This window comes from Parabacteroides sp. merdae-related_45_40, assembly GCF_001915675.1.
Genome location: NZ_MNQY01000047.1, coordinates 152,368 through 175,960 on the forward strand (window position 1 = coordinate 152,368; position 23,593 = coordinate 175,960).

Below are 23,593 nucleotides of genomic sequence, written 5' to 3' on the forward strand. Positions count from 1 at the left end.
CTTAAAAAAATAATTACCATTAAAACTTTTCGGGCTTAATTAGGACATACATCAAATACCCGAAGATCAATAAGCAAAGTATAAACAGTGCTAAAAACATAATTTAATTCTCCTTTCTTACATTAAATTTTCTCAAACCAGTCCACACACTTGAAGAAAAACCAATAGCATACTACACCGGTAGCACACAAGAACAAAAATGATAACGTATCTTCCATACTTGTCTCTTTTAATTATTAATACTATTTATTTGTTTTCCGCCCTACTATATGCCAAAGTTGTGCCAAAAAATCGAGTTTATGCACAATATATTGTTTATCAGTTATATAATCAAAAAAATAATATTATTATGTAATATGCTCAATCCTTTTCAAAATGAAAATATCCTTTTCATTTTGAAAAGGTATATAAAAAGGCAAGCTGCCTGTTTTAGGTAACCTACCGGGTATGCAAGAACAAAGTGTTCCACATTATAGTCCATAGGCTTCCATCTTCTTATAAAGTGTGGTTAAGCCTATCCCAAGAAGACGAGCTGCTTCGGGTTTGTATCCGTTGGTATGTTGGAGAACTTTCTGAATGAGGTGCTTTTCAACGCTGATTAGGTCCAATTCAATATTATTCCCCATATTTTCAGATAATTGACATTTCCTTTCCATGGACATCGTATTATGGCTGCCATATATTTTTTATGATCACTTTAAATCTCACCAAAATCTTTAGATATCTGCCCTGCACAGACAGGCTTCCAACAATCGAAATTTCTCTTTTTAGCTAAAATCGTGTTATTGATTATAGGCAATTCGCAACTTTCGCTGATATATAAAATAGCATGTCCCCGAGCTGTTGTTTTCAATTGTTTTCTTAATGTGTTCCAAGCTTCTGTATCAGAAATAAAATATTGCGATGCGGTAGACTCCGTTTCATACACCAGTTTGTATTCATTCAGCACCAATTCATTTTCCTGATTTGTCTTCTTTTGAGGATAGCATAAATAGGCAATTCCTGTCAAAAGGATGATTCCTGTAAAAGTATTCAGCAGATATTTAAAATAATAATCATTTTCGAAGAAATAGAATTCATTGATGTTACCACATATACATACGCTAGCCACAAACAGTAATATTACCGTTATCCGTTGCTTCAAAAATTTCATCCGCATATTCTTTTCCATTTGTATCCTAATTTTTGAAATCAAATCCTTTAAATAAGCCGTGAATAAATTATATCCACGGCTCAAAAAGAAAAAAACAATTCAAATCTTTACATAATGAATGGAGAAAAAGATTTTGGTACACATAAAACAACTTTAATTGCAATAATATATAATATGAAACTTATATCCTTCTATGGGCAACCAAATACTTCTTGCAAGGCCACCATTTTTCAATCCTGTTTTTCAAAATGAAAAAATATCCAAAAACACCAATCCAGCTTGTTACTAGTAACAGAACGATAATCTTGTTTTTGATCCTTTGAGGAACATCTTTTTTTATTAAATTGCTGATTGCCCATACAGAGGCAAGCGAGCCTAATTGATAAATAAAAAATACCATTTTGTTTCTTTGTTGTTCTACATTGTTTCTTATAGCAGACAACCGAAGATGAATATTAATGATACTTTCTTCGGAAATCTAAACTGATAAAGATAATGCCAAAATCAGACCAATTTAAGAATAATAAACATAAATCACTATATATCAATTGATTAAAAATATCAATTCTAAATTGAAAGTAAAAAAAACCAACTAAAATGAAAAACACTTTTTCATTTTGGTAATATTACTTAGGCTTCCCTATTTACAAACATCTGTTTATCAATGACAAATACAAATTGGTATGGATTTTGCTTTGTGTTGTATATAATATTTCAAATATGAGATTATTTATCATTTCGAATAGGTTGCCTGTAAAAGTTACACGTTCCTCCGATGGAAAATTTGTTTTTTCACGGAGCGAAGGAGGGCTGGCTACAGGTTTGAAGTCATTGGACGTTGATTGTGAAAAACATTGGATCGGTTGGCCTGGCGTCTGCGTAGAACAAAAGACGGAAAAAGATGACATTTGCAGTCAATTGGAAAAAAATAATTATCATCCGGTATTCTTATCCGACAGGCAGTATGAAAATTACTACGAAGGATATAGCAACAGTACCCTATGGCCCCTCTGTCATTACTTTTTTGCTTATACGTTATATAAAAAGAACTTTTGGGAATCATATAGGGAAGTCAATGCTGTTTTTTGTGAAGAGATATCGCGGATAGTTGAACCTAATGATTGGGTTTGGGTACAGGACTATCAGTTAATGCTGTTGCCGGGCATGCTCCGTGAGAAGTTTCCCAACCTTCATATCGGGTATTTCCACCATATTCCGTTTCCTTCACATGAACTTTTCCGGATTCTGCCCGAAAGGGTCGAGATCCTGAACGGACTTTTGGGAGCCGACTTTGTCGCTTTTCACATTCACGATTATATGCGTCATTTCATCAGTGCGACGGAACGCGTCCTTCATAAGAATTTCAATCTGGATGAAGTTCAAATGAATGATCGTGTAACCCGTGTGGATGCATTACCGATGGGGATAAACTATGATCTTTCTATTTGGAGATCATAAGTTAATCATATCGGTAGACCGACTGGATTACAGCAAAGGAATATTGCACCGTCTTTACGGATTCGCCTCTTTTTTGAAAAATCATCCGGAATATCACGGGAAAGTGACATTGGCGATGGTTATCGTCCCCTCTCGCGACCATGTAGGCAGTTATGCCGAATTGAAAACCAAAATAGACGAGGAGATCGGTTCTATCAATGGAACTTACTCTACCATGAATTGGACTCCGGTATGTTATTTTTATCACGGTTTCTCTTTTGAGGAATTAGTAGCGATGTATTATGTTGCCGATATAGCCTTGGTAACCCCTTTGCGCGATGGTATGAATCTTGTGGCAAAAGAGTATGTCGCTACCAAACAAGATAATCCGGGGGTACTCATTTTAAGTGAAATGGCCGGTGCTTCGGTTGAATTGTCTGATGCTTTATTGATTAATCCAAACGACACGGACCAGATCGAACAAGCCATTTGCCGTGCATTGAAAATGCCATTGGAGGAACAAAAAGAAAGGCTTCAGCGGATGCAAGCCATCCTTTCGGTTCAAACCGTAAACAAATGGGCTGCGGATTTCATGAGAGAATGGCGGCAGACCGCAGAGAAAAACAAACGATTACAAAAGAAAAAGATCTCCGCACAAGACCAGAACGAAATCAAAACATTATATGACCAAGCGAAAAAGCGCTTGATTTTGCTGGATTACGACGGAACATTAACTGCATTCAAAAATCATCCGGAAGATGCAGTTCCAACACCTGCATTACGAGACCTGTTACAGCGTTTTTGTTCCGACCCTCGGAATCATGTAACCATTAATAGCGGGCGGGACCACTATACATTGGAGAAATGGCTGGGAGATCTTCCTCTGTCTTTTGCCGCCGAGCATGGTGCATTTTACAAGGAAAAAGGCGCATGGCATAAAAACATAGGCAATCGAGAGTGGGATTCGGAGCTATTGTTTATTCTAAATTTGTTTGTAAGCAAAACCCCGTACTCTCATCTTGAGACAAAAGAAGCTGCTCTTGCCTGGCATTATAGAGAATCGGACGCCTGGCTGGGAGAGCTGAGAGCGCAACAGCTAACAAAGGCTATAATGCCTGTTTGCCTGAAAAAGGGATTACAAATCATGCAGGGCAACAAAGTCGTGGAAATAAAATCTCCAGAATGCACAAAAGGTTCGGAAGTAGATCGCCTATTATTGGCTTCCCGCTATGATTTTATACTAGCAATGGGAGATGACACGACGGATGAGGATATGTTTCGGGCTCTTCCAGTATCCGCCATAACAGTTAAAGTTGGAATTGTATCTGAAAAAGCCAAATACAATCTGTCCTCGCAGGAAGAAGTATTGCCTTTTTTGGAAGAATTGTCGGGTGAAGGTGTTAGTTACGGAACGACTTCCAAAAGCATAAAAGGTCAACTGAAAGCCACCGTTGATTTTTTTAAAGGATTGTGGACAAATAAAAAATAATTTTTATGGACAAGTTAAATTACGGAGTAATAGGAAATTGCTGCACTGCGGCTTTGATTTCGGATAAAGGCAGTATAGATTGGTTATGTTTCCCTAACTTCGACTCACCTTCCATCTTTGCATCATTGCTCGATCGGGAGAAAGGGGGATATTTCGGCTTCGAGGTTTCTCCGGATTATCAAATATCGCAATCGTATGTTCCTCATACAAATATTCTTTCGACCAACTTCGTATCAGAAGAAAATGAATTTGCCGTTGTAGATTTCATGCCTTGTTACCATCTGAGCGATGCGAGCAATTGTTATCGTCCGGCAGAGATCTACCGATATATCCGCAGAATCAAAGGTACTCCCCGTTTTAAAATCAACTATGAGCCGGCTCCGGACTATGCCCGTGGAAAGACAATTTTCAACACGACCTCGGAATATATAGAGACCTACTCTACTTCTAACAGCAAAGATAGGCAATATCTTTATTCCTCACTACCTTTGCACAACATCTTGGAACAGAAAGAAATCGTACTGGCTAAGGACGAGTTCTTGCTACTTTCATATAACGAGAAAGTAATACCCGTCAACATTGAGCGTGAGAAACTGGAATACTGCCGGACGCTGGTTTATTGGTTGAATTGGACTGACCGAACCAAGAAGTTTACGGTCTATAACGATATCATTGAGCGAAGTCTCCTAGTTTTAAAATTGATGTCTTTTTATAATGGAGCCGTATTGGCGGCCATAACAACTAGCCTACCGGAAACGATCGGAGAAGTCCGTAACTGGGATTATCGTTTTTGTTGGCTGCGCGACGCCTCCATGTCCATTGAAACTTTGTTCCAGATAGGCCATGTGGAAGCCGCAAGGCGGTTCATGAGATTTGTCCAGTCTACTTTTGTTTCTCAACACGATACTTACCAGATCATGTACGGTATTCGCGGAGAAAGAAAATTGACGGAAGTTATTCTGGGACATCTTTCCGGTTATAAGAACTCACGACCCGTTCGGATCGGTAATGATGCTTACCACCAGCTTCAAAATGACTCGTTCGGCTATTTAATGGACCTGATCTACCAATACTATCGTTTGATGCCCGGTACATTGGACGAGGTGGAAGATATGTGGGAAATGGTAAAAAGTATCCTGACGAATGTGATGATTGACTGGAAAAAACCAGACAAAGGCATTTGGGAGATTAGAGGAGAAGGACAGCATTTTGTTTCCTCCAAAGTTATGTGCTGGGTCGCATTAGACAGGGGAGCTCGTATTGCAGATTTATTAAACAAACCGACATACCGGAGACGTTGGTCGGAAGAAGCGACCGTAATCAAAGAAAATGTCATGAAAAACGGTTGGAAAGAAGAGATGCAAAGTTTCTCGCAAACCTACGGTAATTCCGACCTTGATGCGTCCTTGTTGTTAATGGAACCGTATGGATTTATCGATCCGAGAGACATACGCTACCATAAAACAGTGCAAGCGATAAAGAATGCGTTACTTTATAAAGGGTTGATGTACCGTTATAAATCTCATGATGATTTCGGACTCCCCTCTTCCGCCTTTACTATTTGTACGTTCTGGCTCATCCGTGCTCTTTATGTCATTGGAGAAAAAGAAGAAGCACGTAGTCTGTTTGAGGAAATGCTTCATAATTCAAATCACTTGGGACTTTTCAGTGAAGACATTGATTTTGAAACCAAGGAGCAACTGGGGAATTTTCCTCAAGCATATTCCCATTTGGCACTAGTCAATACCGCTATATTGTTTTCGGAAGAGGACATACGACTGTCTTTTAAATAAACCTTCTGTATCTCTTTCATTTTGGAAATATTTTTTCACTATGAAAGAGATTTTATTCTATTTTTATAGGACAAAGCTCATAGGAATCAATATGGAAACGAATAATTTACTGGCCCCATTATTTTTTGTATTGATAGGGTTGATGGGAGGTGCGATTTTAAAATTCGGATTAAAAAAGATGCCTCTTCCTTACACGGTCGGGCTATTTGCCTTTGGATTATTGATCGGTACGTTTGACCGGATAGGCTGGTTGGAAAGCATTCCTATATTAAAATCATCGATCGATCTTGCCGGAAATGCTAATCCCGATATGATACTTTATATTTTTCTTCCGATCTTGATATTCGACGCTGCTTATGAACTGGACGTGCATATCTTTCGAAAAACATTGACAAATGCCACTATATTGTCCGTACCGGGTGTCATTATTGCGATGTTGCTGACGGCTGCCTTGATGATAGGGATCGGAACGTTCGCCCCTTCTTATGAAGGGTGGAACTGGACCTTTGCATTGATGTTCGGAGCCTTGATAAGTGCGACAGACCCAGTGGCCGTTGTCGCATTGTTGAAAGAGCTAGGCACCAGTAAACGTTTCTCGACGCTAGTGGATGCCGAGTCGATGCTGAACGATGGAACCGGTATTGTCCTTTTCATGCTGTTTTTCGGAGCCTATACCGCTACTGGTGTTTCGGATTCTCCCGTAGCGGACTTTATCATGGTCGTTGCCGGAGGAGCCCTGCTTGGTACGCTTTTGGCTTATTTGTGTATTCAATTTATCACAAAAGTAAATGGAGACGAGATGCTTCAAAACAGCGTGATGATTCTTTCCGCTTATATGACTTTTGTCATAGCGCAAAATTATTTGGAAGTATCGGGAGTAATCGCTTTGGTCGGTTTCGGTTTAACAGTCTCTTACATGGGCCGTCCGAGGCTGAAACCGCAGGTCAATAAATTCATGCGTCAATTTTGGGAATTGGCAGCACACATAGCAAATACATTGATATTCATAATTGTCGGTATCGTAATAGCATTGAAGGTAGACTTCTCATGGATGGATTTATTGATTCTTATCTGTGTATATGCCGGGATAAATATCATTCGTATATTAATAATAACCATATTTTATCCGATCATGAAACGGTCCGGATATGGCTTGTCGGTGCGAGAGTCCACGATCTTGAGTTGGGGAGGATTACGTGGTGCATTGGGACTAACGATGGCACTGATGGTATCGTATACCTTTTCGATACCAGAACCAATACGTCGGCAAGTACTTTTCCTTACGGCTGGGATTGTAACTTTAACATTGACAATAAATGCGACTACAATCGGTTGGCTTCTAAAAAAATTGGGATTGGCAGAGATACCGTCCTCCAAGCTTCTTTTGGATTATAGCGTAAAAGAACAGTTGTACGAAGGTTCTGAAAAATACCTAAAAGATTTGAAACAGAAGGAAGCGTTGGAAGCAACAGACTGGAGTATTGTCGAACAGTTTCTACCTCAAAAAGAAATATATCCGGAAATGCCTGTCCGTACCAAAGACGTAATGGCAGACATACGCCTACGAATCTTGGATAGAGAGCGCTCGCTCTATTGGAGCCTATACACAAACGGTGTCATTTCATCCGGGACGCAAAGACGTTTAAATGCCGCAATTGATGAACAATACGATCGAGACGGAAAGAAACCTCTATGCGACCGAGGCGATATTTTTGAATTCTGTGAGGAACCTTCATGGATAATCAGTATGAAGTTTTTCTCTCGTTTTTTCCAAAAATGGGCAGATATTTACTATCAAGACAGAATTATTTTAGGGTACGATTTGGCAAGGGGATTGATCATAGCCCAGAAAGAGTCCTTGAAACTGGTTAACGAGTTTGGCTCCTCGGAAACAGTCTCTACCGAATATGAAAGTTGCTTATCGCTTTTACAAGTCGAGATCCGTAAAAATATAACTAGAGCATCGAATTTTATCACAAAAATATCCATTGATTATCCTAAATCATATAAAGAGGCTGTGACTCGCAAGTCTGTCCGTATGTTATTGAGCAACGAAAAAAAGAGGATAGAACAATTCAAGGAACAGGGTTTGATTTCCCAAGAAGAAGCCGAGCAAATGGTAAATGAGTTGGGAGAACGTCATAATAAGTTTTTCACTTCTTACCAGTTCCTAAAATAGCGAAAAGAGAAATATGTCAGTCATCCTCAATAGATAATAACTCATCTAAAGCACCATTCATAATGTATGGTAAACACTGGCGAATCTTGTCTATAGGCCAATCCCACTATTTGAGGATCTTGTATAATGGTATTTAGATATACGGTTTGTTTATCTCCCGTACGTGGATATATTTTAGTCATCATCTTTCTTCGTTTTTTAGTAATGTTTCTTTTTCAAATAAAAAATAGATTGTGTAGTCAACAGAATTACAAAGACGTATTCCGCTGTTAAATAGATTGCGAGAGGAGCTTGCGTGTAACGACATAACCAATAAAGATAAACCAAATATGTGGCTGTTGTCGTAACTTGAAAAAGGAAAGTCATTTGTGTCTTTCCTGTTCCTCCGACAGCATTCAAATATACATAACCCGGTAAAGCGAAAGTGTAATTCAACAACATTACAACAAAAGGGGCAAAAGCTAATTGTATCAATAGTTCATTACTCGTATAAAAACCAATAATCCATCGATTACACAATAAAGCAATCGCAACCAAGGGAAATCCTATGGCATAACCTAATTTCAGAATTTTACTACAGATTGAAAATAGTGTCTTCCCTTCTCCCGCACCAATCGCATTACTGACTAATGAGCCTGTTGTAAGCGCAAAAGAATTCGCTATCACAAAAAATATAGCCGATACGCTCCGGGTTATATTGGAAATCGCTAACTCTATTTTTCCCAAATGTTCAATTGAAACGAAAAACAAGAACCAAGGGGCTACACTAATAAACGCATGAAGCATACTCCATGTTGATAACTTCAAGACTTTTATAAGTAAATTACCATTATAGACCGGCCTCAACCCATATTTTTCTTTATCCAATCGTATCCACATATAGAAGGAAAGCATCATAAAGGAACCCATCTCTGCCAAAGAAGAGGCAATTGCCGCCCCCGAGATTCCTAATTCCCTAGTGAATATCAAATAAAAATTTAAAGGAATATTGATTAATACCGCTATGGCAGCAGCCCAAGATAGAGCTTTTGTATGCGTTATCCCCACTAAAAAAGAACGTATCGCCAAAAATGGGAATGAAAACAACAATCCAAAGCTACGCCAATCCAAGTATAGGATTACCGCTCGATAAATATCCGAGGAAACGATCAGCTTCTTTAATATAAATGGGGAAACCGTATGAATGAGAAGGTAAAGAAAGATAGCCAATCCCAAAAGGAAAAATAAGCCTTGAAAAAAGGTCTTGCCGGTTTCCTTGTAATCTTGCTCTCCATTCCTTCGAGCTACCATTACTTGCAATCCAATGCTAAATCCAAAACCAAGCATATAAATCGCCAAATAATAAATTCCGGCGATAGCGGACGCTCCTAATTCTATCTCTCCAACGTGGCCTAAGAAAACAGCATCCGTAATATTGATTAATTGTTCCATTAAGATGCTCATTATTACAGGAAAGTTGATGAGCCATATTTGTTTATATGTATAATTCATTGCTCAACTGTATAATAGTGCGATACAACATACCGCTTTTATGCAGTATGTTATTTCGTAATCCATAAAATAAAAGGATATAAAATCTCCGTGACAAATAAAGCTGTATTTGTCAAATAGCTGAATAGCTTTATTGGATAGGGCTAAAAGAAAAAACGGCTAAATAGACGTCTCTATCCAACCGTTCAAAAGATCTTCGCGATAATCTTTTGTGCTCACAGTCAAGGTTAAACTCGAAAAACATATAACTTCAAAATGAATTTATAACATCATTTTGTTTTGATGTTGGCAAAGGTAAGCCTTTATTTGTAAATAACAATTTTTTATCATGTTTTTTTTACTATTATATCTTTTTTTTCTTCTCTAGAATATTTTCGTTTTAATTTATGGCCTCTCTTGTGCTCGGATATTCAAAAAAACGCAATGGAAAGTTCAAGAAATGAAAGCAGGGCATAAAAAGGGTGTGTCATGACACACCCTCTTGTGAAACCATAAAAAAGATTTTCAGCCACAATGGAAATAAGTATTGACCAGCTTCAACATCTCTTCCGGATTATTCTCTAGGTCCTTGCGTAAAGAAGCGTCATCATAAGATTCCAGTTTACGGATGATGCCGTCTATCATACTCGGACTAAATACGTTATATTTTTCAAAAACAGCACGCTGTTGTCTTAAACGGGCGGCTGAGGCTGCGCAACTGTCTGGGAGTTGATCCAATGTCTTTAGGCGATCTTGATTCTCTTCCTTATGAATATTCACGTTTACATAAGTCTTCTCAGCGATCTCCAAAGCATCGTCGATCTCAAAACCATGGCGGCACGCAACTGCCAATCCTGCCAATAATTGGTATAAATCAGCGGAGCCATCCGGTGAGCGCATCTCGACCGTTTGCTTTTGGCTCGTATCATAATGGCTGGCAGGTTCCAATGGGTTCGCCAAAGCACACATGTCCGTTTTTGCGGCCCAACCTAGCGGAACACGAACTAAAACTGAACGATTCCGATCTCCCCAACAAATATTCGTAGGTGCTTCTTGGTGTGGAACCAAGCGGAAATATGAGGTTGGGTTCGTATTTCCAAAAGCCGTAATAGAGGAAGCTAAGCACATCATTCCAGCGATAGCCTTACGGGCGGTTTCGGATAAGATACCATTCGCTAACATCTGATTCTTGCCATCTTTCATGATACGCATATGGACATGCAGACCGGAACCTGCTTTTCCCACCGTAATTTTCGGAGCGAAAGTGATGTTATATCCATATTCATGCGCTAGATTGCGGATCGCCCATTTAGCGATCATCAATTGATCCGCTGCATTTTCCGCAGGACATGGTAAGAACTCGATCTCATTTTGCTCATAGATCAAACCATTTAACGTAAAGTTACCAACTTCTGAATGACCATATTTAATTTGTCCCCCGGCTTGCGCTATGCAGTGCATGCACTCCGTCCGGAACTCATTGAACTTAGCGTAAGGAGCGGATTCATGATAACCTTTTTGGTCGGTAGCAGGGAAAACGCCTTCATCCGGTGCGATTACGTAATATTCTAATTCACCCATTGCCTCAAATTCCATTCCCGTCACCTCATGAAAAGCCTTACAAGCTTTATGCAAGGTATATTCCGGGGAACTTTCTAAGGGTTCTCCATCCTTATTGAAGAATGAGCAAAGCATGGTAAGCGTAGGTAATTCCGCAAACGGATCCTCGAAAGCCGTACGGAAACGGGGCACCACATACAGGTCACTACTTCCCGCCTCGATAAACGAGAAAAGACTAGAGCCATCCACACGCTCACCGCAAGTCAAGATCGCATCCAGATAGGCCGCATTGTTGATTACAAAGTTTAGTGTTTTCAAACGTCCGTCGCCTGCAGGATACATAAAATTAACCATCTGGATATCTTTCTCATAGATATAACGGATAATGTCCTCTTTCGTAAACTCGGACGCTGGCTTTTGTAAAAACTCCACTAATACGTTGGGAGTCATTTCTAGTTCTTTGTTCATGTCTTATATTGATTATGTTTATAGTGTAGAGAAAAACTTTCCTTTGGAACTGCTAACCGGAATCAAGCTAGAGATCGCTTCAGCAACCTCTATAGGTCGGTCAGACTCTATGATGTCCACACCTTGACGGATGATCATACGGTATGCTTCAGCACGACTTTCGGGTGTGGATAGTTTATCGTCGGAGGGAGCGGTAGATATCATGCACATGACACCTCTTTCATGTAACATATCGATCACCTCACGGACTTCGGGGGTAATCTTCGGACCTACGTAAGCCATGATATGATTCCAAGGTATACCGTTATCCTCATAGTCTTGAACCGCCTCTTTCGTTTTCACGAAAGCCTCAAACATGAAATTCGGATTTTTCTCGTAAAAGAAACGAGCCGAGGCACCATCATGAACCGTAATCATTACATAAGGTTCCGCTTGCATATCGGTAATCAACTGAGCAGTGCGCTCCATCGGAACATCCTTCTTATCAAGGATTAGGATTGTTTTTCCACGGGCCCAACGAATCGCTTCCTCTAAAGTCGGGATACGATAGTTTGTGATATTTCCTTCGGGATCCTTCAAACGGAAATTTTGCAATTCTTCCCAAGTATAATCAGAAACTTTCCCAGTCCCATTACTGGTACGCTCCAGTGTATCATCGTGGAAAAGGACGATAACACTATCTTTGGTTAACCTCGGATCTATCTCGAACGTGGCAGGAGTATAAGAGAGGGTATTTTCAAAGGTTTCCATACTGTTCTCAGGATAGCCTTTTCCCCGTCCACCTCGGTGTCCACTAATTAAAGGAATTCGGTCATCGGCATATTGGTAGAAAGATATCAAATCATCTACATTTGATATCTGTAGCGTATTCATTCCGTTGTATTCAAGCTCCTCCTTTGGCGTGTTCAATACGCAAGAACCACAAAGCAGGGCCAGCATTAAAAATCTGGCGGATAAATTGATTTTCATTTCACGATCGTATTTTAGGTGAATGATTCTTTCTATCCGCCAAACTTACACAAAATAAATGATTTTACAGAGTTAGCACCTTAATATTCGTCAACTTTCTGGTCTACACGGAACTTATCCAAACGTGCTTGCAGGCGAGTTTGGATATCAGCATATTCCGGATTATCGTATAAATTATTCAGCTCATTCGGATCACTTTGCAAATCGTAAAGCTCATTGCAATTAATCGCGTCATTATGCTCATTCTTCTCTCCATAGAAATGGATCAATTTATAACGACTGTCACGTACGCCATCGTGGCGACGTACCATATGGATAGCTGGATAATCATAATAATGATAATATAGATACTCACGCCAATCTCTTGGTGTCTCGCCTCCAAACAAGGGGACTAAAGAAGTTCCTACCATATAATCAGGTTTCTCGATACCGGCTATATCCAGATAAGTCGGGGCATAGTCAATGTTCTGTACTAAGGCCGTACATTCACTTCCCGCCTTGATTTTAGCAGGATAACGGATAATCAACGGCGTACGGAAAGATTCTTCATACATGAAACGTTTGTCGAACCAGCCATGTTCACCCATGTAAAAACCTTGATCCGAGGTATAAACGATCACGGTATTATCCATAAGCCCTTCTTTTTCCAGATAGGCGATCAAACGCCCTACCTCATCGTCAATCGATTTGATGCAACGTACGTAATCCTTGATATAACGTTGATATTTCCATTTAACCAAATCCTCACCTTTCAGGTTCTCGTTAATGAATTTTTCGTTACGAGGCTTATAAGAAGCGATCCAAGCCTCCCGTTGTTCCGGGGTCATACGATCCAAAGAGGCCTCCCAACCACCAATATTCCATTCCTTTTTATAAGCCTCCTTATCTTTAAGCTCATCTACCTTCAAATCATAAACCAAAGTCATATTTTTGTCTATACTCATCTCTTGTGTACGTGCGGCATCGCAACGAGTAGCATAATTATCATTGAAAGTATCTGGATATGGGAACTCTACATCCTCATATAAATCCATATATTTCGTATCCGGCATCCAGTTACGATGTGGAGCCTTATGATGAACCAGCAGGCAGAAAGGCTTATCCTTATCCCTCTCTTCCAAAAACTCGATAGCGTGATCGGTCGTAAGGGTCGTCGCATATCCCTCTTCTTTTACATACTTGCCATTCGATTCATTGCTTTTAAACTCTGGATTATAATAATCTCCCTGATCCCATAACACATGATAATAATCAAAACCTTTCGGCTCACATTGCATATGCCATTTACCGACAACACCTGTTTGATAACCGTGCTGTTGTAAGATTTCAGAGAAGAATACTTTTGTCGTATCAATACCTTTTCCTAATTGTCTTTGTCCGTTTTGATGGCTATAAAGACCGGTCATCAAACAAGCACGGCTAGGAGTAGACAGAGAATTCTCTACAAAGGCTTGCCTGAATAACATACCTTCCGCAGCCAAACGATCTAAATTTGGTGTTGGTGCCAATTTACCTAGCGCATGTCCATAAGCGCTAATAGTTTGATACGAATGATCATCCGTCATGATATGGATGATATTAAGCGGCTTCTCTGCCACTTCTTTTTGCCCGGTTCCGCATGCGGAGAATAAGAAGGCCGGAGCCAAGAAGACCCCATAGTTAATCGCATTCTTCATGTATTCAAAATTTTAAAATTACACAAACGTACAAAAAACAGAAATTATCACCAATAATACTTCCGGGCTATCTCAGCCATAGTCGGATATTTACTATCCTCATCGTCATATTGTTGTTTCAATTCCAACAGTTTTGTCTTCAACTCTTTAATCAACGCCTTTTTCGATGGGTCGTGATACAGGTTCTTCATTTCCATTGGATCCTCTTTCAAGTCATACAATTCCCATTCGGGAGTTCTGGACTCATTCTTGGTCCCGGTCATTCCCAACGACTCTCCATAATAGAATATCAATTTATAGCGATCCGTACGGATACCATAGTTGGCTGTCACGTTATGGTCGTTATCCGCATTCATCCAATAGCGGTAATACATAGCCTGTCTCCAATTAGCTGGGGTCTCATTTCTCAAATTCGAGCGGAAACTTTCTCCCTGCATTTGGCTAGGCTTGTCCATTCCGGCATAATCCAAAAATAGAGGAGCGAAATCGATATTCAATGTTATATCCTTATTATCCGTGCCGGGTTTGATTTCTTTCGGATAACGGATAACAAACGGCATACGCAAGCATTCCTCATACATCAATCGTTTATCAAACCAACCATGTTCCCCCAAAAAAAATCCTTGGTCTCCGGTATAGATGACAACCGTGTTTTCCGCCAATCCTTGCTCATCCAAATAGTTCAAGATACGCCCTACGTTTTCATCAATACCAGCGATACAGCGCAAATAATCTTTAATATACAATTGATAAGCCCAATGGCGCAACTCATCACGGCTCATATCCGTAGGTATATCCGTTTTCACATCCGTCTGCCTCAAATGCTCCATGCTCATCCGTAGCAACTCCGCATACTCTCCCTTGCCCTCATATGTGTCCAATAAGTTCTCCGGCTCCGGGATCGTTACATCTTTCAATAAATCCTTGAAACGCTCGGCGGGTGTCCACGGTCTGTGAGGAGCCTTGAAATGGCACATCATAAAGAAAGGCTTGCTCTTATCTCGATTTTCCATATATTTGATAGCCTCACTTCCTATCACGTCGGTAGAATGCCCTTTATACACTTTACCCGTTCGGGGATTCGCATGCGGATCATTCCCCCATGTACCTTTTTCTATAAGCATCGGGTCATTATAACGGCCCTGTCCAGGCAAGATATTGTAATAATCAAAACCTGTAGGTTCCGCATGCAAATGCCATTTACCGAATATAGCGGTTTGATATCCTGCTTGCTGCAAGCATTTCGCTACATTCGGAAGATCCGGATCTAATGGATCTTGCAAAGTATATACACCATTCTTTTGGCTATATTGTCCTGTGATAATCGCTCCACGGCTCGGGGTACTGATTGAGTTCGTCACAAAACAATTCCTCAATATTGCGCCCTCATGCGCTATTCGATCAATATTGGGGGTCGGTAAGACCGTTGATAAAATTCCACCATAAGCACTTACCGCCTGCGAAGCATGATCGTCAGACATGATATAAATGATATTCGGTGTCCTATCATTCTGTGCCATGGCTGTTTGAACAGCACTAAAGTCATATAGGAAAATGCTTGATAATAAAATGTATTTGCATTTCATCGTATTTGTATTAATTTATTATACCAAACTTTTATAAAGCTATTAATAAAAAAGGATATATTATAATCCTTCATAAATCATACTTCTTGCGAATCAGTAATGCCCTTGATTCCGATGATCCGTGTGAGGTCTCACGGTTCGTTTCAAAGGGATATTCATTCCATCCGTAGACTCCAGCCAGTCATAAATCTGAGCATTCAATTGTTTGATTGTCTCTTTATATTCAGGTTCCGCAATCAGGTTCGTAGTTTCATACGGATCATTTTGCAAATCATAGAACTCATTCGTATCCCAAACCCCATGATAACGGATATACTTATAACGATCGGTGCGGATACCATGCATCGTTGGTGTCTGCGGAAATTCATATTCCCAATAATACTCGTAGAAGATATGATCTCTCCAATCCACCTTTTCTCCCTTGAGCAAAGGCAAGAAAGAATATCCCACCATCTGCTCAGCCTTTTCTAAACCCGCACAAGCCATAATTGTAGGAGCGACATCTACATTTTGTACCATATTCTCTATTACCTTACCTCCCTCAAACATACTAGGGCAACGAACCAACATAGGAACTCGCACAGATTCCTCGTAGAACTGTCTTTTGTCGATCAATCCATGTTCTCCCCACGCAAAGCCATTATCACCCATGTAAATAACCAACGTGTTATCATCTAACCCTGCTTCTTTCAGATAATCCAAGACAGAACCGATACTTTCATCTACAGAACGCAAGGTCTCACAATATTTACGAACTTGAACATCCCAAGGACGGCCATGGTAGGAATAGTCCACCCCATGCCAACTTTCTCTTTGACTTTTCACCCAATCCGGAGCCATTTTTTCTCCATAATACTCTTTTCCAAACGCAGCCTTTCCTGTTTTCTTATCAATAGTCGGCAACTCTTTAATGCCATAATGAGGCGTATTGAAGTTCGGAGGTAATACCAATTCCTTATTTTTATAACAATCCTTATGGCGCTTTGCGGCTGAAAAATTGTCGTGCACACCCTTATGAGACAAATAGACAAAGAACGGTTTATCCGCTTGTTTTTGTTCTTTCATGAATTGGATCGCATGGTCGGTCAAGAGATCCGTAACATAGGTACTGTCTTTATATTGTATCCATTCCCCATTTGTATTTATACGAGGGTTATAATATTCCCCCTGCCCCTTGAAACCTTCCCAATGATCAAAGCCTGGTTGAGGAGCCCCTGAGTCATTTCCCATGTGCCATTTTCCAAAGAAAGCAGTTTTATATCCACACTCCTGCAAATATTGTGGAAAAAAGATCAATCCATCAGGAAGAGGAGCGGCATTATCAACCACCTTATGGCTATGTGAATACATGCCGGTCAAGATGGAAGCACGGCTGGGAGAAGAAAGAGAGGTCGTAACAAACGCATTTTTGATATGCGCTCCTTCCTTGGCCATCCGATCCATATTAGGAGTTTCCAACCAAGGGATCGTATTCATGAACCCCATATAATCATACCGGTGGTCATCCGAGAGAATAAAGACAACATTTAATGGTTTCGTTTTTTGTGAAGTATTGTCTGCTTCCTGATTTTTAGGCTGGCAGGCCAAACATTGACTTACGATAGTCAATGAAAACAAGGTATTATTGATATTTGTATTCATATTGATAAAAGTTGAGGAGCTGTAAGTTTTACAGCTCCAATTAACATTTTATGACCAACCCGGATTTTGCGTTAGCTCAGGATTCAAATCCAATTCCCGTTGAGGAATAGGCATGAGAATCATGTAATCCTTTATATTACTAGCAATGTCCGTCTTATTCTTCTCAGCGACTTTCGCTTCGTATGTGCTGTGCTCTTTCATCCGTTTTATGAATGTACCTGTACGTACGAGGTCAAACCAGCGATGTCCTTCTATCGGAAATTCCAAATAACGCTCTTGTAAGACTGCTGCCCGGAAAGCATCTTTAGACAAACCCTCATAATTTTCAGAAGAATCACCAAACGCACGCTCTCGAACACGATTTAAAACTTGATGAGCTTTCTCTGATTCTCCGATTTCATTTAACGCTTCCGCATACATAAGCAAGGCATCCGAATAACGGATGATATGCATATTGATCTCACAGAACTTAATAGCCGTTAATCCATCTTGCCAATACTTGCCAAACAAAGGAATACTTGATATCAATTCCTTTCCATTTACAGGGTTCGTATAATGCGTTCTTAAATTCACGGCTTTACGTTTATCATTTTCCTTAAAGGTATTATTTAATTCCATAGTGGGAATATCCGCCTCATTAGATCCACTAACTCCGATCGGTTCAGGCAAAGAATATTTGGGTCCCGTTAAACTCATTTCATCATTATGAGGTAATGGGTCCGCCTTATATTCAATATAAAAGACAGCCTCTTTACCAGCTTCAGTATCCAAGTTCCAATTATCTCCATACTCCACATGTAAACCATACCCATAAGCACCTTCTTGTTCAACAACCTCTGCCAGTTTTTCCTTTGCTTTGGAATAATCACCTTTCGTCAAATACACCTTTCCTGCTAAAATCTTGGCAGCACCTTTTGTCGCACGCCCTATATCTGTAGTCCCATATTCTGAGGGATAAGGAAGGGCACTTTCCGCATCTGTCAAATCAGATAGAATCTGTTCATAGATCTGCTCTTTCGCAACTCTCGGCCCCATAGCATCATCTATTGTCTCTAACTGAGTCACCAAAGGAACATCTCCAAAAAAGCGGACTAAATTGAAATAATAAAGAGCACGTAAGAATTTTGCTTCTGCTATAAATCTTTTTTGTAAATCAGGATTCATAGTAACAGATGGAATGTTATTAATAGCGGCATTAGCTTTCATAATGCCCGAATAATTATTTTGCCACATATCTCTAATAAATGTGTTTTCCGGGGTGTGACGCAAAAATTCCAAGTTCTGTAGAAAGGCATTAGGCATACCAAGACCGTTTTTCATCCCATCACATGTAAGATTGCATAACATATACATGCACCTACTATAAATACTATTAAGTTGTTGATAAGTTGCATCAACTGCCGCTTGGGCATCTTTCTGACTCGTGTAAAAGTTATCCACGACCAGCCTGTCTATTGGTTTCTCGTCTAAGAAAGAACACTGTACATTGAACAATGAGAATATTGATATACAGCCAAATATTATATATTTATTCATGATAATACAATTTAATTATTACTTAATATCAAGTTTTATACCAAACATAAATGTACGAGATTGTGGATAGCCACCGAAATCTTCGCCCGCTTCAAGCGTAGAGGCACCTCTATAACTAACTTCAGGGTCATATCCCCGATATTTTGTCCATGTTAATAAATTTTGTCCAGTCACATACAGACGCAAACCTTGGATATGCTTTAAGTTTATTTTAGGAAAGCTATAAGATAGTGATAACGTTTTCAATTTCAGATAAGAGCCATCTTCTATAAATCGATCACTTACCAATAAGGCTCTATTTGTTGTTGCCTTTGGGTATATGTTACTCGGATTTTCCGGTGTCCAACGATTTACCATGTCCGCATAAGCATTTTGCCCACCTGTTGGATTCTCCAATTCCATGGCATTATAATTAAGAATCTTATTTCCATAGGAATATTGTAAGAACACATTAAGTTCGAAGCCCTTATAAGCAAACGTATTTGTTAATCCTCCGAAAAATTTAGGATTAGCGTCTCCCAATATTTCCCTGTCATTAGCGGCATCTACCTTTCCATCACCATTTAAATCCTTATATCTACGCAAACCAACACCAATAGGTGAAGCAGATGAAGTTTGTTGCTTACATTCTTCCTCATTTTGAAAAATACCATCAAAACGATATCCATAGAAAACACCAATGGGCTCACCTACAATCAAGCGACGTACAGAGCCTGTTTTTAAATGCCCATCGCCTTCTGCCATTTCCTTATACTCTTCTCCGCCTAATTCAAGAACTTTATTCCGATTGAAGGCGATGTTAAAAGCGGTTGTCCAACTGAATGCCCCTGTCAAATTATCACTTTCTATTGATAATTCATATCCTTGATTTTCTATGCTACCTATATTCTTCAACATGGTTTGATATCCAGATGTAGCAGGAACTGCAACACTATACAGCAGGTCTGTTGTTTTCTTCTTATAATAGTCTGTTGTGATGCGTAATCTATTATTGAACAAGCCTAAATCTAAACCAATATCAAATTGTCCGGTGCGCTCCCACTTTAAGTCAGGATTAGGAATTTTGTTTGGGAAAAATCCTGATACGAGTTGATTCCCTAAGATCCAATTACTAGTACCTAAAGTTGCCAATGATTCATATACACCGATCTCCGTATTACCTGTAAAACCATAACTGGCTCTTAACTTTAAATTCGAAATGACTTCTTTTACAGGCTCCATAAAAGCCTCTTCCGATATTCGCCACCCAGCAGAAGCGGAAGGGAAGAAACCATATTTGTTGTTTGTCCCAAAACGAGAAGAGCCGTCAACACGGGCATTCACGGAAAATAGATACTTATGTTTCAGCGTATAATTAATACGAGCTAAATACGACATCAAACTCCATTGAGTAGCGTTGGATTCCGGTTTGTTATAAACAGAACCAGCTCCCAGATTATTATAAAGCATTACATCATTCACGAAATTTGAGGAGGATCCCATTACATATTCCGCATTATTTTTTTGCATCGTAAAACCACCCAACAAGCTTAAGTCGTGCTCCTCTGCAAATGTTTTATTCCAAGTCAGTGTATTTTCGTTCAGCCAATTTATACTTTTATTTACACCTACATAAGCCGAGGCAACTCCTCCAGACTGATAAATATTGGACGGGGTATATCTGTTTGTCTTATGATACATCACATCCGCTCCCAATGATACTTTCAGTTTTAAATCCGGAATGATCTCCCATTGTGCATAAATATCTCCAAGCAAACGTGAAGTCGCATTATTAAATTTCCGTTCTTTTGCTGTCGCTACCGGATTTGGAACTAATATTCCAGGAACATTAATTTGAGTGTATGCACCTGTCAACTCATCTTCATATACAGGCTGTATAGGATTCATTCTTAATGCACCAGAAATAGTTCCGTCTTCTCCTCCAGTATCAGTTGCTACGGAATTACTAATCGTATGGCTGGCGGTCATGTGTGTTCCCACACTAAAATTCTTGAATATTTTACGATCCAAATTCAAGCGTATGGAGTAACGCTTGAAATCAGAGTTGATAACAATTCCCTTCTGATCTGAGTAATTGCCTGATATCGCATATTGTGTCTTCTCGTCACCACCCGAAAAACTTAATTGATATGTTTGCGTACTTCCTCCACGAAAGATCTCGTCTTGCCAATCCGTCCCATTACCGATCTTTGCGATCTCAGATAAAGCCGTAGCATCATAATAGGGTTTCAATCCATCATTTGCATAAGCCTCATTCACTAATTTCGCATAATCTTGCGCATTCATGACATCTATCTTTTTGGATACGTTTGATATTCCAAAACTTGCCTCAAAAGAGATAATATCCCGTCCCTTTTTACCGCTTTTTGTTGTGATCAATACGACACCATTCGCCGCACGTGCTCCATAGATCGCCGTGGCGGCGGCATCTTTCAAGATCTCTATAGACTCAATATCTGATGGATTCACTGTAGACAAACCACTCATCTGTGTCTTACCACCCGTATTACCGAAACCACTACCACTATAAACAGGGAAACCATCGATAACATATAGAGGCTCGTTTCCACCTTGCAAAGAACTACTGCCACGTACCCGAATAGAGGCTACGGCTCCCGGCATACCAGAGGTTTGGATTACTTGCACACCAGAGGCTCGACCGACTAAACCTTGATCGATAGAAGTCATGGGCGTTTGCTGTAATTCAGCTGTTTTAACAGAAGATACAGCACCCGTTAAATCACTCTTCTTCACAGAACCATAGCCAATGACAACAACCTCATCAATATTTTGGGTATCCTCAGTCAGTTGGATTTTAAGGGAACGTTGCTTGCCTATTTTTACTTCTTTAGTCATGTAACCGATATAAGATATCAGAAGTATATCCTTTTCCGACGCATCTAAACTGAAATGCCCATTCATATCGGATATGCTACCTATAGAGGAACCTTTTACGATAACATTTGCACCAATGATGGGTACATTCGCTTGATCGGTAATGATACCTGTAATTTTACCATCTTGTTGGACCATCCGAGGCTGTTCATTTTTCTTGTAGATTATGATATGTTTATCATCGATTGTATAAGACAAACCTTGTTTACCAAGAATGCCATGCAATACTTGGTTGATACTTTGCTTATTAGCCTTCACAGAGATCTTCTCATTAAGATTAATCTCATCATTCTTATACCAAAAAGAGTATTCACTTTGGTGCTTGATCTCTTCAAGCGCCTCCGAGATAGTAACATTGTGCAGATTCAATGATATTTCCGCTACTTGAGAGTAACCCGTTTTCGCGGATGCGCAAAATAAGCTGAGCATACATAGTACAACAGATAGTCTCATGATGTTATATGTTTTTTTTAGGTTAACATTAGGCATATAATGCCTTGTGTGTGAAATAAATTTCATACTTTTGCAATGATTTAAAGTTTTTAATTGTGTTGCGATAATTAAGACTTGAGTCTTTAGAAACGGAAGATGTTGGTAGCATTTTCCGTTTTGTTTTTCTCTATTCCCTCTTTTTTCTATTTCATAGGCATATCGATTTAACGTTTATAACTCATTTGATTTACTTTTTCGAGATCGTGATTTGATCCCCTTCTATCTCATACTTTATAAGTCGATTAGCGGTCATGACCCGGAGGATTTGGTCTATGTTCTCTCCCCGTACGAAATCACCGGTAAAAGCTGCGTTCCTCAAATCATTCCCGAGGATCTGTATCCTTACGTTGAAACTCCTTTCCAGTTGCTTAGCGATTTTCTCTAGTGGATAGTTGGTGAAATAGAATTTACCACAAATCCACGAAGTATAACTTTGTAATCTCACTTCTCTCTTGATAAAGCGATGTGAGGCTTTCATATATTTTATTTGCTGTCCCGGCATTATCTGGATGAGATTTTTAGTGTCAAGTCCGACACCGACTTTCCCTTCCGCTAAAGTCACCTCTATATTATCATCGTCATCATAGGCCTTCACATTAAACTTCGTTCCTAATACTTTCACCTTAACATTTTCAGCGCTAACGATAAAGGGATGCTCCTTGTCGTGCGATACCTCGAAGAATGCCTCACCGTTCACCTTTACCTCCCTCTGCCCGGAGACGAAAGCTGTCGGATAACTCAATGTCGTACCGGCGTTGAGGATCACTTTCGTGCCGTCAGACAGGACTACGGAGGATCGCATTCCCATCGGATTCACCATCTCTACCATTTGGCTGTTCAGTTTCTTGTAGCCTTCGTGGAAAGAGATATAATTGGAGATGCTGAACAAAAGCGTGACGGAGGCGGCGACCGCAGATATTCTCAACCAAAACCTTCTGCGCAAGCTGCGTTCGATACGGTTGTTGACCTCTAGGAAGATATCTTCCCTCATTGCGTCACCCATTTGCTTTATGATCTCTTTTCTTGTCTCCATATTTCGTCTTTCTTATAATGAGGAGTAAGGATCGATGAAATTCGTTTAAAGAGAAAGACGTTTTTTTTAAAATGTTTGAAATATGTCCTAGATGCATAAAACATCCAAATAATTGTCGTGACATGATACAGATTTACTTCACACGCAATTAACAATTAAAAGAACGTGTGTAAGATGTCAAACAAAGCAAGAGAACGTAAAAGTTACAGCATGGAG

The 23,593-nt window shown here is 39.7% G+C and carries 14 protein-coding genes and 1 pseudogene; 3 read left to right on the plus strand and 12 right to left on the minus strand.

Annotation, left to right across the window (positions count from 1 at the left end):
- Positions 1 to 19: 19 nt before the first annotated feature.
- The 3 genes from BHV83_RS21725 to BHV83_RS07300 form a co-directional block, all read right to left on the minus strand.
- Positions 20 to 100: a potassium-transporting ATPase subunit F gene (locus tag BHV83_RS21725; RefSeq protein WP_080504992.1), complete on the minus strand. Its 81-nt coding sequence runs from the start codon at positions 98 to 100 to the stop codon at positions 20 to 22.
- Between the two features lie 370 nt (positions 101 to 470).
- Positions 471 to 662 carry a helix-turn-helix domain-containing protein gene (locus BHV83_RS07295; RefSeq protein ID WP_008772525.1) on the minus strand — a complete coding sequence of 64 codons (192 nt, stop codon included), beginning with the start codon at positions 660 to 662 and terminating at the stop codon, positions 471 to 473.
- A gap of 35 nt (positions 663 to 697) precedes the next feature.
- Positions 698 to 1,171: a hypothetical protein gene (locus BHV83_RS07300; RefSeq protein WP_005868619.1), complete on the minus strand. Its 474-nt coding sequence runs from the start codon at positions 1,169 to 1,171 to the stop codon at positions 698 to 700.
- A 702-nt stretch (positions 1,172 to 1,873) separates the two neighbouring features.
- Here BHV83_RS07300 and BHV83_RS07305 point away from each other — a divergent pair.
- From BHV83_RS07305 to BHV83_RS07315, 3 genes and pseudogenes are all read left to right on the plus strand, one after another.
- Positions 1,874 to 4,079, plus strand: a pseudogene (locus tag BHV83_RS07305) (bifunctional alpha,alpha-trehalose-phosphate synthase (UDP-forming)/trehalose-phosphatase).
- 5 nt (positions 4,080 to 4,084) lie between these two features.
- On the plus strand, positions 4,085 to 5,872 hold the full coding sequence (locus BHV83_RS07310) for a glycoside hydrolase family 15 protein (protein WP_009276108.1): 1,788 nt from the start codon (positions 4,085 to 4,087) through the stop codon (positions 5,870 to 5,872).
- Positions 5,873 to 5,963: 91 nt separating this feature from the next.
- Complete coding sequence (locus BHV83_RS07315) at positions 5,964 to 8,051, plus strand: cation:proton antiporter (RefSeq protein ID WP_057326910.1); 2,088 nt, start codon at positions 5,964 to 5,966, stop codon at positions 8,049 to 8,051.
- Positions 8,052 to 8,249: 198 nt separating this feature from the next.
- Here BHV83_RS07315 and BHV83_RS07320 read toward each other — a convergent pair whose 3' ends face one another.
- The 9 genes from BHV83_RS07320 to BHV83_RS07360 form a co-directional block, all read right to left on the minus strand.
- Positions 8,250 to 9,542: an MATE family efflux transporter gene (locus tag BHV83_RS07320; protein ID WP_057326899.1), complete on the minus strand. Its 1,293-nt coding sequence runs from the start codon at positions 9,540 to 9,542 to the stop codon at positions 8,250 to 8,252.
- A gap of 504 nt (positions 9,543 to 10,046) precedes the next feature.
- On the minus strand, positions 10,047 to 11,549 hold the full coding sequence (locus BHV83_RS07325) for a glutamine synthetase family protein (RefSeq protein ID WP_044546068.1): 1,503 nt from the start codon (positions 11,547 to 11,549) through the stop codon (positions 10,047 to 10,049).
- 18 nt (positions 11,550 to 11,567) lie between these two features.
- Entirely contained in the window at positions 11,568 to 12,518 is a 951-nt protein-coding gene (locus BHV83_RS07330) for a glycerophosphodiester phosphodiesterase family protein (protein ID WP_005868641.1), read from the minus strand.
- Between the two features lie 80 nt (positions 12,519 to 12,598).
- Complete coding sequence (locus tag BHV83_RS07335; protein WP_122380440.1) at positions 12,599 to 14,194, minus strand: sulfatase family protein; 1,596 nt, start codon at positions 14,192 to 14,194, stop codon at positions 12,599 to 12,601.
- Positions 14,195 to 14,241: 47 nt separating this feature from the next.
- Complete coding sequence (locus tag BHV83_RS07340; RefSeq protein WP_233570175.1) at positions 14,242 to 15,714, minus strand: sulfatase family protein; 1,473 nt, start codon at positions 15,712 to 15,714, stop codon at positions 14,242 to 14,244.
- A 159-nt stretch (positions 15,715 to 15,873) separates the two neighbouring features.
- Positions 15,874 to 17,421: a sulfatase family protein gene (locus tag BHV83_RS07345; RefSeq protein WP_005868645.1), complete on the minus strand. Its 1,548-nt coding sequence runs from the start codon at positions 17,419 to 17,421 to the stop codon at positions 15,874 to 15,876.
- A 48-nt stretch (positions 17,422 to 17,469) separates the two neighbouring features.
- Positions 17,470 to 18,957: a RagB/SusD family nutrient uptake outer membrane protein gene (locus BHV83_RS07350; protein WP_286757149.1), complete on the minus strand. Its 1,488-nt coding sequence runs from the start codon at positions 18,955 to 18,957 to the stop codon at positions 17,470 to 17,472.
- An 18-nt stretch (positions 18,958 to 18,975) separates the two neighbouring features.
- A complete protein-coding gene (locus BHV83_RS07355; RefSeq protein ID WP_122380442.1) occupies positions 18,976 to 22,281 on the minus strand; it encodes a TonB-dependent receptor in 3,306 nt (1,101 codons plus the stop codon).
- 250 nt (positions 22,282 to 22,531) lie between these two features.
- Positions 22,532 to 23,377: a FecR family protein gene (locus BHV83_RS07360; protein ID WP_005868648.1), complete on the minus strand. Its 846-nt coding sequence runs from the start codon at positions 23,375 to 23,377 to the stop codon at positions 22,532 to 22,534.
- Between the last annotated feature and the right edge of the window lie 216 nt (positions 23,378 to 23,593).

Excerpts from the sequence above, each read along its gene's own strand:
- BHV83_RS21725 (WP_080504992.1), bottom strand. The coding sequence starts at position 100 with ATGTTTTTAGCACTGTTTATACTTTGCTTATTGATCTTCGGGTATTTG.
- BHV83_RS07295 (WP_008772525.1), bottom strand. The coding sequence starts at position 662 with ATGTCCATGGAAAGGAAATGTCAATTATCTGAAAATATGGGGAATAAT.
- BHV83_RS07300 (WP_005868619.1), bottom strand. The coding sequence starts at position 1,171 with ATGGAAAAGAATATGCGGATGAAATTTTTGAAGCAACGGATAACGGTA.
- BHV83_RS07310 (WP_009276108.1), top strand. The coding sequence starts at position 4,085 with ATGGACAAGTTAAATTACGGAGTAATAGGAAATTGCTGCACTGCGGCT.
- BHV83_RS07315 (WP_057326910.1), top strand. The coding sequence starts at position 5,964 with ATGGAAACGAATAATTTACTGGCCCCATTATTTTTTGTATTGATAGGG.
- BHV83_RS07320 (WP_057326899.1), bottom strand. The coding sequence starts at position 9,542 with ATGAATTATACATATAAACAAATATGGCTCATCAACTTTCCTGTAATA.
- BHV83_RS07325 (WP_044546068.1), bottom strand. The coding sequence starts at position 11,549 with ATGAACAAAGAACTAGAAATGACTCCCAACGTATTAGTGGAGTTTTTA.
- BHV83_RS07330 (WP_005868641.1), bottom strand. The coding sequence starts at position 12,518 with ATGAAAATCAATTTATCCGCCAGATTTTTAATGCTGGCCCTGCTTTGT.
- BHV83_RS07335 (WP_122380440.1), bottom strand. The coding sequence starts at position 14,194 with ATGAAGAATGCGATTAACTATGGGGTCTTCTTGGCTCCGGCCTTCTTA.
- BHV83_RS07340 (WP_233570175.1), bottom strand. The coding sequence starts at position 15,714 with ATGGCACAGAATGATAGGACACCGAATATCATTTATATCATGTCTGAC.
- BHV83_RS07345 (WP_005868645.1), bottom strand. The coding sequence starts at position 17,421 with ATGAATACAAATATCAATAATACCTTGTTTTCATTGACTATCGTAAGT.
- BHV83_RS07350 (WP_286757149.1), bottom strand. The coding sequence starts at position 18,957 with ATGAATAAATATATAATATTTGGCTGTATATCAATATTCTCATTGTTC.
- BHV83_RS07355 (WP_122380442.1), bottom strand. The coding sequence starts at position 22,281 with ATGCTCAGCTTATTTTGCGCATCCGCGAAAACGGGTTACTCTCAAGTA.
- BHV83_RS07360 (WP_005868648.1), bottom strand. The coding sequence starts at position 23,377 with ATGGAGACAAGAAAAGAGATCATAAAGCAAATGGGTGACGCAATGAGG.